The 12,296-nt window shown below is 66.5% G+C and carries 18 protein-coding genes and 1 pseudogene; 12 read left to right on the top strand and 7 right to left on the bottom strand.

Going from position 1 to position 12,296, the window contains the following annotated elements:
* Nucleotides 1-47 precede the first annotated feature (47 nt).
* The 4 genes from AB7V09_RS12290 (at nucleotide 48) to AB7V09_RS12275 (ending at nucleotide 1,250) form a co-directional block, all read left to right on the top strand.
* Nucleotides 48-434: a hypothetical protein gene (locus AB7V09_RS12290; RefSeq protein ID WP_075414467.1), complete on the top strand. Its 387-nt coding sequence runs from the start codon at nucleotides 48-50 to the stop codon at nucleotides 432-434.
* Between the two features lie 105 nt (nucleotides 435-539).
* A complete protein-coding gene (locus tag AB7V09_RS12285; protein WP_075414466.1) occupies nucleotides 540-851 on the top strand; it encodes a type II toxin-antitoxin system Phd/YefM family antitoxin in 312 nt (103 codons plus the stop codon).
* Entirely contained in the window at nucleotides 848-1,030 is a 183-nt protein-coding gene (locus tag AB7V09_RS12280) for a hypothetical protein (protein WP_256699519.1), read from the top strand. The genes AB7V09_RS12285 and AB7V09_RS12280 overlap by 4 nt, the downstream gene beginning before the upstream one ends.
* Nucleotides 1,020-1,250: a VapC toxin family PIN domain ribonuclease gene (locus tag AB7V09_RS12275; RefSeq protein WP_256699518.1), complete on the top strand. Its 231-nt coding sequence runs from the start codon at nucleotides 1,020-1,022 to the stop codon at nucleotides 1,248-1,250. Before AB7V09_RS12280 ends, AB7V09_RS12275 begins: the two co-directional genes overlap by 11 nt.
* On the opposite strand, the gene AB7V09_RS12270 is transcribed toward AB7V09_RS12275, so the two are convergent.
* Both AB7V09_RS12270 and AB7V09_RS12265 read right to left on the bottom strand, forming a co-directional pair.
* Nucleotides 1,245-1,883 (bottom strand): malonic semialdehyde reductase, encoded by a 639-nt coding sequence (locus AB7V09_RS12270; protein WP_419143931.1) that lies wholly within the window; start codon nucleotides 1,881-1,883, stop codon nucleotides 1,245-1,247. The genes AB7V09_RS12275 and AB7V09_RS12270 overlap by 6 nt on opposite strands.
* A 456-nt stretch (nucleotides 1,884-2,339) precedes the next feature.
* Nucleotides 2,340-3,137, bottom strand: a complete 798-nt coding sequence (locus AB7V09_RS12265) for a lysostaphin resistance A-like protein (RefSeq protein WP_419143930.1) — start codon at nucleotides 3,135-3,137, stop codon at nucleotides 2,340-2,342.
* A gap of 462 nt (nucleotides 3,138-3,599) precedes the next feature.
* Between AB7V09_RS12265 and AB7V09_RS12260 the strand changes: the two genes are divergently transcribed.
* Nucleotides 3,600-4,028 carry an excalibur calcium-binding domain-containing protein gene (locus AB7V09_RS12260; protein WP_308504107.1) on the top strand — a complete coding sequence of 143 codons (429 nt, stop codon included), beginning with the start codon at nucleotides 3,600-3,602 and terminating at the stop codon, nucleotides 4,026-4,028.
* Between the two features lie 224 nt (nucleotides 4,029-4,252).
* On the opposite strand, the gene AB7V09_RS12255 is transcribed toward AB7V09_RS12260, so the two are convergent.
* On the bottom strand, nucleotides 4,253-4,621 hold the full coding sequence (locus AB7V09_RS12255; protein ID WP_419143945.1) for a hypothetical protein: 369 nt from the start codon (nucleotides 4,619-4,621) through the stop codon (nucleotides 4,253-4,255).
* 16 nt (nucleotides 4,622-4,637) lie between these two features.
* Here AB7V09_RS12255 and AB7V09_RS12250 point away from each other — a divergent pair.
* Together AB7V09_RS12250 and AB7V09_RS12245 are read left to right on the top strand one after the other, a co-directional pair.
* A pseudogene (locus AB7V09_RS12250) lies at nucleotides 4,638-4,742 on the top strand (excalibur calcium-binding domain-containing protein); the annotation flags it as partial.
* Nucleotides 4,743-5,284: 542 nt separating this feature from the next.
* Complete coding sequence (locus AB7V09_RS12245) at nucleotides 5,285-5,527, top strand: hypothetical protein (protein WP_419143929.1); 243 nt, start codon at nucleotides 5,285-5,287, stop codon at nucleotides 5,525-5,527.
* Between the two features lie 78 nt (nucleotides 5,528-5,605).
* On the opposite strand, the gene AB7V09_RS12240 is transcribed toward AB7V09_RS12245, so the two are convergent.
* The 4 genes from AB7V09_RS12240 to AB7V09_RS12225 form a co-directional block, all read right to left on the bottom strand.
* Nucleotides 5,606-6,565, bottom strand: coding sequence for an HNH endonuclease (locus AB7V09_RS12240; RefSeq protein WP_254654165.1), 960 nt, complete (start codon nucleotides 6,563-6,565; stop codon nucleotides 5,606-5,608).
* Between the two features lie 189 nt (nucleotides 6,566-6,754).
* Entirely contained in the window at nucleotides 6,755-7,498 is a 744-nt protein-coding gene (locus AB7V09_RS12235) for a cupin (RefSeq protein WP_419143928.1), read from the bottom strand.
* Nucleotides 7,495-8,304: an ABC transporter gene (locus AB7V09_RS12230; RefSeq protein WP_419143927.1), complete on the bottom strand. Its 810-nt coding sequence runs from the start codon at nucleotides 8,302-8,304 to the stop codon at nucleotides 7,495-7,497. The genes AB7V09_RS12235 and AB7V09_RS12230 overlap by 4 nt, the downstream gene beginning before the upstream one ends.
* On the bottom strand, nucleotides 8,301-9,104 hold the full coding sequence (locus AB7V09_RS12225; protein WP_419143926.1) for an ABC transporter ATP-binding protein: 804 nt from the start codon (nucleotides 9,102-9,104) through the stop codon (nucleotides 8,301-8,303). Before AB7V09_RS12225 ends, AB7V09_RS12230 begins: the two co-directional genes overlap by 4 nt.
* Before the next feature lie 130 nt (nucleotides 9,105-9,234).
* On the opposite strand from AB7V09_RS12225, the gene AB7V09_RS12220 reads away from it, so the two are divergent.
* From AB7V09_RS12220 to AB7V09_RS12200, 5 genes are all read left to right on the top strand, one after another.
* Nucleotides 9,235-10,299 (top strand): sensor histidine kinase, encoded by a 1,065-nt coding sequence (locus tag AB7V09_RS12220; RefSeq protein WP_419143925.1) that lies wholly within the window; start codon nucleotides 9,235-9,237, stop codon nucleotides 10,297-10,299.
* Nucleotides 10,296-11,027: a response regulator gene (locus AB7V09_RS12215; RefSeq protein WP_419143924.1), complete on the top strand. Its 732-nt coding sequence runs from the start codon at nucleotides 10,296-10,298 to the stop codon at nucleotides 11,025-11,027. Before AB7V09_RS12220 ends, AB7V09_RS12215 begins: the two co-directional genes overlap by 4 nt.
* 120 nt (nucleotides 11,028-11,147) lie before the next feature.
* Nucleotides 11,148-11,537 (top strand): hypothetical protein, encoded by a 390-nt coding sequence (locus AB7V09_RS12210; RefSeq protein ID WP_419143923.1) that lies wholly within the window; start codon nucleotides 11,148-11,150, stop codon nucleotides 11,535-11,537.
* On the top strand, nucleotides 11,538-11,879 hold the full coding sequence (locus AB7V09_RS12205) for a hypothetical protein (RefSeq protein ID WP_419143922.1): 342 nt from the start codon (nucleotides 11,538-11,540) through the stop codon (nucleotides 11,877-11,879).
* Nucleotides 11,876-12,145 carry a hypothetical protein gene (locus AB7V09_RS12200; protein ID WP_075254059.1) on the top strand — a complete coding sequence of 90 codons (270 nt, stop codon included), beginning with the start codon at nucleotides 11,876-11,878 and terminating at the stop codon, nucleotides 12,143-12,145. Before AB7V09_RS12205 ends, AB7V09_RS12200 begins: the two co-directional genes overlap by 4 nt.
* Nucleotides 12,146-12,296: the final 151 nt, after the last annotated feature.

Below are 12,296 nucleotides of genomic sequence, written 5' to 3'. Positions count from 1 at the left end.
GAGCGGTGTCCATGGTCGGGCGGTGGGTGCGCTACTAGCCTCGGGGCATGAGCTATGACCTCCTGATCTTCGAGCCGGCGGCGGTCTCAGACGAGGAGTTCCCGCAGTGGTGGGAACAGGTCTCCCGTTGGGAGGAGCCGCGCGACTACTACACCACCGAGGGCTCTACCCCGGCGATCAGGGCCTTCTACCGTGACCTCATCCGCTCCTTCCCTCCGTTCAACGGTCCCGACGCGTTGAGTGAGGAGGAGCTCGAGGAGCGGGAGGACAAGGGGCTGCCGGTCGCCGACTACACCATCGGCGCGGACTTCATTTACGTCGGTGTCGGCTGGTCGGATGCGAACGCGCTGGTCAAGATCGTCGGCCAGATGGCCTGGACGCATCGGCTTGCAGTCGCCTACGTCAGCGAGGACAGCTCGATCTTCCGGCCGTAGTGGAGAGGGGGGCCGGCGTGGCGTCGCTCCTCGAGCCTTCGACCCCGCCTCCGCCCCCGCAGCCACAAAGTAGTACATGTAGAACCTTTGTCTTATTCTCGTGTCATGAGTGCAGCGGGTGTGCCGGTTTCTTCGGGGATCAGGACTGTGGGACTGCGGGAGGTCAATCAGCAGGCCGGGCGGATCTATCGTGAGGTCGAGTCCACTGGTGTGCCTGTGACGGTCACCGACCGTGGCCGCCCGATCGCCCAGATCGTCCCGATCCGTGACGACGAGACCTGGTATGAGCGGATGGTCCGTGAGGGCAAGGTCCGTCGGGCCGCAGGCGACTGGGCGCTGCCCGCCAGGCGGTGGGGGGTGCCTGAGGGTTTCGACCTGGAGCAGTTCCTCCTCGGTGAGCGCGAGGAGGACAGGTGATCTACCTCGATACTTCGGTGGCGCTGCTCTCCCTCCTCGGGCAGCCAGGAGCCGATGAGGCCGCGCGGCTCATCATGGATGCGCATGCCACCGAGGGGCTGGTCTCCTCCTGTCTGCTCACGGTGGAGATGGCTCGGGCGGCGCATCGGGGGGCGCTTCGATATCCGCGTGGTCGATGAGTTCATCGCGGGGGTGGAGCTCGTCGAGATCGGCCCGGATGTCATTGAGCGCGCCAGCGCCCTGACTGGTGAGTTGAAGTCTCTCGATGCCATTCACCTGGCGACTGCGACGCTGCTGGACGACCCTCGCCACCCTGTCACGGTTCTGACCCACGACGCCCGCCTGGCCGACGCCGCCCGGTCCCGAGGGCTGGGAGCGATCGACCCGCTGGGCTCATAGCACTTGATAGACCTCCTCGAAGGGCAGGCGCGGGTTGCGCTCCTGGTAGGCGTCTGGCCCTGGGTGACCGACGTTGATGACCAGCAGTACCTCCACGTCCTGACCGGCGAAGAACTCGGTCGCCAACGCCTCGGCGTCGTCTCCGTTCATGGGGCCGGCTGCCAGCCCGACGGCGCGAATCGCCTGAATGACGTAGGCCGTCTGGATCAGCGCTGAGGCGCGTGCCCAACGCGCCCGCATCTCCGTCCCACCCTCCTCCAGCAGTCGCTGGTAGCGCTCGCCGCGCGGGTGCAGCCGTGGCAGGGACCCGGTGAAGGAGCGGTCGGCTGCGCAGACGAGGGTGAGAGGCGCGCCTGCGGCCTGCTCGCGATTACCGCGGGGAAGACAGGGAAGCAGGCGTTCCCGGGCTGCCGCCGATCGGACGGCTACCACCCGCAACGGCTGGGCGTTGACCGCCGTCGGCGCCCACTTGGCCAGCTCATGGATCGCCCGCAGCTGGGCGTCGGTCACCGGCTCGTCGGTGAAGGTGTAGGCGGTGCGTGCCCCGCTGAACAGCAGCGAAGCGTCGGACTCGGTCAGGATGGACTCGTCGGGCACGGGGCCCGGAACCGGAACGGGGGAGACGACTGCCATGCTCCGATTGAAGCACGCGCCGTCTCCCCCGGGGCGGATGTTGTCCCGACAAGGCAGTCTTGCTGTCCCCGCCCTTGCTCTCCTCACCCTCCTGACGTGCGGCCTCGCAGCGGGTCTCCGTCGCGCAGGCGATCCATGCGATGGCGGAGAGGGTGCGCTGTGAGGGCCACGGTCCTGCTGCTCGAGAAGTAGCCGTTCTCCTCGATGGGAAGGTGAGGCTCCGGGCCGAGCGCTGTAGGGAATAAGGCAGGAAGTTATGGATGAGAATGCCGCTCCCGGCGCTCGGCCTGACTGTGGTGGTCTGTATCTCCTCCTCGTGTCCCGTGCTGACGGGGCGCCTCGGGCACCGTCAACAGTGAAGCTGTCGAGAGCAAGCCAACCGGAGCCAGTGTTGCGAGGGTGTTGGCGCAAACGCTTATGTCCTCGCAACGCCCGGGCGGGGTGGCGGGGAGCGTTTCAGTACAGGAGGAGCGGCAGGAAGGCGCTGAGGTTGTTGAGGCAGTGGATGCTCGCCGGGTAGAGCAGGTTGCGGTCGGTCTTGACGTAGAGCAGCCCGCAGCTGAGCCCGAAGAAGGCGTGCGGGATGACGCTCAGTACCTCGGAGAGCGCGAACGAGTGCATGTGCAGCGCACCGAACAGGACGCTGGAGACGACAACAGCCACCCAGGTCGGTGCGAAGCGCTTGATGAGCCCAATGAGGAGCTGACGGAAGAACATCTCCTCCACAATCGGCCCCACGATCCCGAGTACGACGACGATGATGATTGGCGGGAACATCTGAATGACTTCGGCAACGCTGGCGTCATTCTGCAGGGTTGCTCCGGACAGGCCGGCGAGGTTGAGCAGGGCTGAGGAGGCCAGGCCGCCGATGAGCTCGATCACCAAGGTGGCGAGTCCGCCCACGATGAGAGTGAGGACGGCCCGCCGCTTGCGGGCCGCTATCTGATGGGCGGCCTGGGCCAGCGGGTGGCGGAAGGCGACGCAACCGACGGCGAAGAGAGCGATGTAGAGCGCGAGGCCGGTTGTGGGGCCGGCGTCCCCAGGGATGAGAAAGTGGCCGAGGTGGAGAGGGAAGAAGAAGGCGTAGACGCTTGTGAAGATGACCAGCGCGACGGTGCTCAGTCGGTCGGGTCGGGTGCTTGCGGTCGGAGCCGAGACCGGAGCGGGGCTCGGAGCGGAGTCCGACGGCGCAGGATCCGGTGCTCCGGAGGCAGTTGGCGTCTGCTGGGACAGGGACGTGCGGGAGGTGCTCATGGCCGGAAGTGTGGGGCGGCCGGCCTGCGAGTGGCATCGCCCCGGCGGCTGAGCCTCGGTGCGCCCCTCAGACCCTGGTTCGTCAGACTTCGGTTTGACTCCTAAGCCTCGCTGAGCTGTCTGAGCGCATGTGTGGCCGGCTGTTGTGGGGTTGGAAGACTGCTCACTAAGCAGTAAAAATAAGGGACAATTGCCAAGCGGTCTCACTTCAATTTCTATTCTCAGCGAGAGTAAATAATGTGTGTATCAATGTGATTGCATTTTGTGGTGGCGTGAGTTATCGCTGATCTTGGGGTGCTTTAATTCTCTCGGCTAGCCGTTTATCATCCCTTCTCGTTGCTCGAGGCTTTCGTGAACACTCCCATGTTGCCCCCTATTTCTCCCATATTTTCCCGTTCGTCTGTTTCATCTGTGTCTTCCTCGACGTCGAGGCGGCGGGGGCTGCTGAGGACCTCGGCTCCTGTGCTCCTCGCCCTGGTTCTTGGCGTTGGAATCGCCGGCTGCGACGACGTGTCCACTGCCAGCAGTGATGCTGCGTCGTCCGCTGCTCCGGCCGAGTCCCAGCAGGATGCCGCTGGTGGTGACTCCGCCGGCTCCGAGGAGGCACCGGCCGAAGAGTCCGGTGAGGAGCCTGCTGCGGAGCCGACGGAGGACTCGTCCGGTTGGAGTGGCTGGCTCGGTGGCTCGGACTCGGGGGAGGGCTCCGAGTCAGGAGCGAACTCCGAGTCGGAGTCTCAGAAGAAGTCGGAGTCGGCACCCGAGCCTCAGAAGGAGTTCTACGCCAACTGCAAGGAGGCCAAGGCGGCGGGAGCTGCACCCTTGTATCGAGGTGATCCTGGATACAGGGAAGACCTGGATGGAGATAAAGACGGTACCGCCTGCGAGAAGTAGGGCCTGTCTTTCGCTGCTGCGAGCCGCCGTCGGTGCTCAACGCAAGGTGTGTTGGTAGGTGTCCCGTCATGTCGCGTGGAGTGCTATGCGGCATGACGTGGCGCAACGTGCTGTTATTTGTTTCCCCCTATCGAGGTTCTCATGAAGGTATTTTCATTCCATCCTGGATTCTTGCTGTCTCCCCGCACTGGCGCTCGGCGGCTGGCCGCGCGGATGTCGGATCATCAGAAGATGGTGGTGCGGTCGGCGTCCGCGGCCTTGGCCATGGCGACCTGCGCCGGCATGGCCGGGTGCGGGGTTCCATCCGAGGCTGACGATGCTGGGTCGCCTGCACCGGCAACATTTCCGACGGTGACTGCTTCGCCGTCGCCGTCACCCACTCCGACTCCCTCCCCGTCGCCTACTCCGAGTCCCGCCCCATCCCCGACCCCGAGTCCTACGCCGTCGCCGATTCCGACGACGCAGGCCCCGCCGTCGGAGTCTCCTGCGCCATCTACGACGCAGGAGCCCGAGCCGACACCAGAGGCCACGACCCAGGCCGGCGGTGGCGCAGCGGCTCCCGCGCCCGCTGAGGAGCCGAAGCAGGAGAGCACCTACTTTCCCAACTGCAAGAAGGCGAAGGAGTCGGGTGCGGCCCCCTTGCACCGGGGTGACCCTGGATACCGTGAAGAGCTGGATCGGGACGGGGACGGCGTCGCCTGCGAGTTCAAGTAAGGCCTCGCCCACGTCCGCTGTTGAGAGCGGCGGCGGCGCGAGAGTCTCCCCACGCTCCATGTGCGTCGTTCGCAACGTCCTGGCATTGCGAACGACGCACATCGGCTTGAGCGGCGGGGACTGTGTTCGCGGTAGGTGACGCATGCTCACATCGTGGGAGTTGAGGTGGCGTGATGTGAGTGGAGATCGACCACGGGCAGATGGGGCCTGCGGAGCCCTCGAATTCCGTGTGTCGTGCAGGCGAGCAGTGCCTGCAACGGCCAGGACTTCACCGACGTCGCCTCAGGCAACTGGTCGGGTGGCTGACCTGCGATTCCGTGTGACGGAGTGGGGGCTCAGAAAGTGTAAGCATCTCAGGAGGCAGGTCGGTCCACACGTGACGCTGCTCGGACGGCGTCTGCTGCGGTGGGTGCCTGAACCTGTGTGCTCCAGGCGCCGATGGCTACCTCCGGGCGGCGGCGTCCCGGGAGGACAGCGACGGGTTCTCTCTGACCGTCCTTGGTCGTGCCGATGACGGTGAACCAGGTCGGCCGGCCGAGGCGATGGAGCAGATCTGCTCCTTCCGGCTCGGCGGCAAGATGATCCAAGACGACGTCGAGTGCGGCTCTCCAGGTTTGCATCTCAATCCCCGTCTCGGCGTGCGCGCGCAGGAGATCGGCGACGAGCAGCATGACGTCGTCTCGGGCGGTGTCGTCCGTGGGGTGCCAGTGCTTGCCGATGACGGCGGCGAGGCGATCAGCGTGTTCAAGCACCGCCGCCTCGGCTTCAGTCGTGATGTCTCGTGAGTGGATCATGATGGGCTCCTTCGAGTGGTGAAAGCCCATTGTCTGGAGTGGTGCGTAGCTTGCTGGAAGCTTTGGGGCCTACCCGACTGTCTGCTCCTCTGTCTGGAGGAACTCTTTGAAGTGTTCGGCAAGGCGGTCGCCATCAGGGCGCATCTGTTTGGCGGCAGGCACGTGCGTCAGGGAGCGGCCTTCAAATGGCAGTAAGCCAGTCTGCAGATGGACGGTCTCGATGCGTTTTGCTCGTGTCGCCACGTGGATACGACGGTCGGCGTCGATGCCGAGGAGGTGACGGTCGTAGGCGGTGTGGTGGAGCCTGCACAGGGCTAAACCATTGCTGACCTCAGGGACTCCCGATTCCCTGGAGTCGGCGATGATGTGCGAGGCTTCCAGGAGCTGTGCGTGCGGAAGATCGCAGACTGCGCAAGAGATCTGGTAGGCACTGAGTACGTGCTCCCTGAAGTCGTGCTGGTGGATACGCGCCTTCGTCCACCGGGAAACGTACTTCTTCTCGATCTGGCCAGAATCCTTGTGATGTGAGGTGGCTGGTGTCGTCTCATCAATGGCGATGATGAACTCCGCATTACGTTCGTCGATGTCAACGATGTAGGCGGGGAATCGGGCGTAATAGAACAGCGTTGACGGGGTCGGCTTCACTCCCACGAGCCAGGCGAGGGGATAGTTCCGCAGAGCGGCTACCTTCATCGCGTCGTTCGCCCACTTCTTCGTGTCGGAGAACTTGTAGCGAAGTAGTCCACTGTCGTCAATCCGGTCGGCGTATGGTGTTTCTTTTCTGGGATCGGGGGCTGCTGTTTTGAATGTCAGGGCGGCCTCAAATTCTTGTGGCTTCCAAATCCCCTGGGATTGATGAGTGAGGCGGAAGTGGTGGCCATGCCAAGAGAAACCGTCCATTAACTCTTTGTGAGTGAAGAGTTCGTGGCCACTCATCTGCTTCGCCTCGAACCACTGCATGGCGGCCAAGTGCGCATCACACTCCTCCAAAGGAGTAAAAATTTGCCGGTCCATGGTGGCGTTCCTCATGAAAAGAGCAGGTGAGAAATTGGGATGTCTGCCTGCGATGGCAGAATGTCTCTGCGAGAGTATATCGCGCGGGAACGATGCTGAGTGATCTGGGTCTACTCGGCAAGGGATAGGGGTGGGAGCGTCCTCACCTGCCCCACCTTCGGATTTGATGGGCGGTGGCTGGGTCGACCTGTGGCGTCCTGATCCTCACCCATCCGCCCGCACCAGCCGGACGATGCTGGCCGTCTGAGCAGCAGCCGTCCAGGCCAAGATGATGAGTCCGGCAGAGGCGACGTCCGCCCGCGATGCGTCCGCCGCCAGCCAGATCTGGGCCGCCTGGCCCGGGAACCAGCGGGCGGCGTCGCCCAGGAACACGGCCAGCTGCGGTGCCAGAACCACCAGCACCACAGCCGCCGTCGAGGCACCAATGACGCTGCGCAGTGCCGCACCGAGCCCAGCCGACAGCAGCAGCACCGCCGTCAACCAGACCACGGTCCTTCCGCCGGCCCACAGCGCCGCCGTCGACATCGCCGGACACGCCGCCATACTCGCCCCGACCAGGACGCTCGCCACCACCAGTCCCGTCCCGGCCAGCACCATGAGTCGTGCCGCCGCCAGCCGACCCCGCGCCGGAGTCACCAGCAGACTCGTCATGCCCTGCGCCGTGGAGTGCTCAGCGCTCGCCGCGGCCACCCCGGCCGCCACGAAGCCGATCTGCACCGCCAGCGCCCACACCGGAGCGACCTCCTCGAAACCGAGGCCCCGCCCATCCACCGCGTCACGCAGAACCGACATCATCGTGGCGACCGCAGCCGCGCCCGCCACCGCCGCCGACCACCACATCGCCGGCAGCGTCACCACCTTCACCAGCTCCGCGCGCAGCGCCCACCCCCAGACGGTCGCCATCCCAGCGGTAGCCCTCACCCTGCTGGTTGCTCCGGCTCCGCTCATGCGTCCCGCCTCATCCACACCCAGCAGCACACCGCCGCGCACCCGCCCGCCCACGCCGCGCAGACGGCGGCCGCCATCGGGATCGACAGCAGCTCGACAAGCCGGTCGTAGTTGAGCGTCGTCGGATTCGCAATGAGCCGCACCGCCGCCGTGTCCGGCAGGAACCGGGCCGCATCGGTGGACTTGATGAGCAGCACCCCCGGCGAGAGCATCGTCGACATCGCGACGAGAACCGTCATCGACACCAGCGCGCTGCGCGTCACCATCGCCAGCGCCATCGACGCCATCGCCGAGAACACCCACCACGTCAGGATCCCCGTCAACATCCACCACGGCACCGGCTCGAAGGGCACGCTCGACCCCAGCAGGTGTCGGCACAGCGCGAAAGTCCCCGCCCACGCCGTCGCCAGCAGCACCGTCGCAGCCCCCAGCACCACGAGCAGCTTCGCGGCCACCGCCGCCCCGCGCCGCGGCAGCACCAGCATCGTCGTCGCCACCTGACGCGGAGCGCTGGAGGCCCCGCTCATGCGCGGATCACTCGCGTACTCGCTGACCACCACACTCACCGCCAGCACCACGATCCCCGTCGTCCCCACGTACAGCCCGATGACGCCGACGTCGCCCAGCCGCGCCGGCGCATCCGGGTCGCCCGCCGCCAGCCGCGCCGCCAGGTCATGATCCGTGTAGTACTCGATCAGGAGCGGCAGGACAATCGCCAACGCAGCCCCCAGCCAGACCCCCGGCAGACCCACCGTCTTGCGCACCTCCGCCGTGACGGAGCGCACCAGCGCCGTCGCCGCGCTCATGAATGGACCCCGTCCTCGCGCTCGGCCTGGCCTGCCCGGTCGGCCCGTCCAGTCCGGCCGGCCTGACCGGCCCCACCGCCGACCTCGCTGCCGGCCTCGCCCCCGGTCGGGGCAGTCAGTGAGAAGAACGCCTCCTCAAGGTTCGCGTAGCCCGCCGCGACCTCCTCCAGCGTCCCAGCCGCCCGCACCCGCCCGCCGGCGATGACGACGACGTCGTCGGCCACCTCAGCCAGCTCGGCCAGAACATGACTGGACAGCATGACCGTGCCCCCGGCATCGGCCCGCTGCCGAAGCAACCTGCGGATCCACCGGATCCCCTCCGGGTCCAGGCCATTGACCGGCTCGTCGAGGATGAGCACCTCCGGGTCACCCAGCAGCGCCGTCGCCAGCCCCAGGCGCTGCCCCATTCCCAGGGAGAAGGTGCGCACCCGCCGCCCGGCCGCCTCACTCAGCCCGACGACGTCGAGCACCTCAGCCACCCGACGCCGACTGATTCCCGCACCCGAGGCCACCCAACCCAGGTGACCGCGGGCCGTGCGCGAGGGGTGCGCGCCCGAGCCGTCGAGCACCGCCCCCACCGTGCGCAGCGGCTCACGCAGCTCGCGGTAGGGGCGACCGCCGATGAGCGCCCGCCCGCCGTCGGCCCGGTCCAGACCCAGCAGACACCGCAGGGTTGAGGACTTCCCGGCGCCGTTCGGCCCCACGAATCCGGTGACGCGGCCCGGACGCGCCTCCAGGCTCACGCCGTGAAGCACCTCCCGCGCCCCGTGCCGCTTGACGAGGTTCTCAATAGCGATCATGGGCCAACTCCAGCGCGCCGAGCGGCAGCGCGCATCGGCCGCCCAGCCGAGGCGGTCCCGCCGCCTCAGACCCAGGTCCGTCAGACCCCGGTTCGATGAAGCGTCCGAGCCGCCTTCCTAGACTGGCCGCGTGCCAGCCCCAGACGTCCCACCGCGCCACTCGCCGCTCGGGCGCACCATCACCGGGCTGACCGTGATTGTTCTTGGCCTGGGCACCCTGGTCGGCTACTCCCCGGATCCTTCTCGGCGTGCCCAGATGACGGTACTGCTCGTCATGGCCGGGCTCGTCGCCGCCTCCCTGTGGCTGCGGCGGCGCGACCGGCGTGCCCACGAGCGGCGCCTGACCCAGGAGACCGCCGCGCGCGCCGTCGCCGAGGACCGCCTCGTCATCGCCCGTGAGCTGCACGACGCCGTCTCCGGCAACCTCGGAGCCATCACCGTGCGCTGCGCCGTGGCCCGGCGCCTCGAGACCACCCCCGACGGGCTGCGAACCGCACTCGACGACGTTGAGACCGCCTCCCGCGAGGCCACCGACGCGTTGCGGCGCATGCTCGCCGTCCTGCGCGACGAGAACATGCCCCCGACGCCCGGGGCGCTGGCAGCGATCCCGGCGGGACACACACCGGCAGCCGGCCCCGACCCCGTCAACAGCCTCGCCGAGGCCCTTCGGGAGCTGATCGGCAAGGCCCGCCGCACCGGAGTGGCCGTCGATCTCGACGCCGATGCGCCGCACATCGGCGCAGATGCGGGCGCTGCCCAAGCCGCTGCGATGACCGATGGTCTCCCGGCTCCGACGGCGCAGGCCGCTACCCGGGTCGTGGCCGAGGCCCTGGCCAACACCGCCCGCCACGCCGGCCCCACGCGCGCCCGCGTGACCCTCCGCCGGGAGCCGGGACGGCTGCGCATCGCCGTCGTCGACGACGGGCCCGCGACCGGATGGGAGCCTCACCCCGGGGCCGGGCAAGGACTGCGCGGACTTCACGAGACCCTGACCGCGCTCGGCGGAACCCTGACCGCAGGCCCCCGCGCCGACGCTCCCGGCTTCGCCGTCGAAGCCATCCTGCCCATTCCCACCGACGACGCGACCGGGGCCACCAGCAGCACCCGGGGTTCCGGAGACAGCACGGGCCCGGAACGCAGACCCGCCAGTGAGTCACCGGATACCGACCCCAGAAACGACAGGGGCAAGCCATGACGGATCCCACCAGTGCGCCGACCGACAAGACCGACAAGACCGGCGGGTCTCCCGGCGCCCCCATCCGGATCCTCATCGCCGAGGACCAGGCCCTCCTGCGCACCACCCTGGCCGCCCTGCTCGAGGCCGAGCCCGGCATGAGCGTCGTCGGCCTGGCCGAGGACGGTGCCCGCGCGGTCACCCTGGCCACCGAGCTGCGCCCCGACGTCGTCCTCATGGACATCCAGATGCCGGGCCTGACCGGCATCGAGGCCACCAGAAGGATCTGCGCCGACCCGGCGCTCGCGGCCACGCGCGTCCTCATCCTCACCATGTTCGAGATCGACGACTACGTCCTGGGCGCCCTGCGCGCCGGCGCCTGCGGCTTCCTCCTCAAGGACGCTGACCCCCAGTCCCTCGTTGACGCCGTGCGCACCGTCCATGAGGGGCAGTCGCTGCTCAGCCCCCAGGTGCTGGCCCGCCTCGTGGCCCGCATGCCGCGCACGGCGTCGACCGGCATCTCCAGTAGCACCTGGGCCAGTGAGGTCGAGGCCCTCACGCCCCGCCAGCGCGAGGTCCTCCTGCTCATCGCCCGGGGCCTGTCCAACAGTGAGATCGAGGTCGAACTCGGCATCACCCGGGCCACTTGCCGCAGCCACATCACCGCGCTCCTGGCCCGCCTGGGCGCCCGCGACCGCGCCCAGCTCGTCATCGCCGCCTACGAGGCCGGCCTCATCAGCCCCCGCTGAGGTCTGTCATGATGCGAAACTGAGGGGCTCGTTCGCTTGTCCTAACGTCGCATAGACTCGAGGCTACGAGGACGAGGCGTGAGAAGCAGTGACGTCAGGCTGGATGGAGGGGAGGGGAAGATGCTCTCCAAGAGTGCGGTACGTAAGGCCGGCTCGGTGATGCGACGTCAGGCTGAGGGGAAGGCAGCTCAGGAAGAGGTGGAGCAGGCGCTTGCCATCGTTAGCGCCTTTCGGGCCTCCTTCGCCGGCCCACTGGAGGCCGCAAGCGGCGAATTAGCAACTCTTCTGGACGTCCACCAGATTCAGGGTGAAGTGAGTCAACGTCTCAAACGTATGCCTACGATCCTGGAGAAGATCACTTCCAGGGAGTCGAAGCTGGACCTGTCACGAATGCAGGACATTGGTGGTTGTCGCGTGGTGTTGTCTTCGAACGAAATCAGTGAGTTGCGTCGTTTGGAGGCATGTGTACGTGAGCGTTGGGCGGAGGCAGTGAGACGCGCCTCGGACTAGGTGGGCGGGCCGCGAGCATCGGGCTATCGAGCTGTGCACGTGGTTGTTGAGCAGGATCAACGGCTCATTGAGATTCAACTGCGTACTCAGCGCATGCATCAGTGGGCGCAACGCGTCGAAGGGCTGAGTGCTGCTTTCGGTACCAACTATAAACAGGACGGAGAATCCTTGGTCCAGGAGTATGCGAGAGTAACCGCAAAGATGTACATTGCTCTCGATGCCGGTGAGATTCCAGTTCATGAAGACCGGCAGCAGTTCGAACGTCTCAGTGCACTGATTGCTGAGGAACTGGCAGGACTTGGTAAGAATGTTGGACCCATGTTCGGAGGAGAGAGCATATGAGCGCCAGAACTGGTTCCATCCAGCAGTTCCTTCTCATCTACGACCGTAAGCGAGACGAGCTCTTGTCTCACGAGTCGTTCGGAGATGATGCCGTGGCCGCAACTACTGCGTACCGTGCCGCTGAGATCGAGTACCAGGATCGCCCTGAGATGGACATCGTGCTTGTCGGAGCTGAATCATTGGAGACGATTAAAGTCACGCACAGCACCTACTTCACCGGATCAGCCGCGCGCCTCCTTGATGAGATTCGCGCAGGTGTGAGCTGACTGCCGTGCACTGAGCCGGTTCCCTGACTGAGGGGTGGGCGCGAGGTCGTACCTTAGGGCGTGAAATCGAGGGGTAAGGGTACTGTGTTGTCTCATGACTTCTGAGAGTTTCGGATGTCATGACATCTGAGACACCGGTTGGGTGCGTCTG

The sequence above is a fragment of the Actinomyces sp. SKVG-SVH-4(1) genome (assembly GCF_048514265.1).
GTDB classification, from domain to species: Bacteria; Actinomycetota; Actinomycetes; order Actinomycetales; family Actinomycetaceae; genus Actinomyces; species Actinomyces oris.
This window is presented reverse-complemented; position numbering and strand designations above follow the sequence as displayed.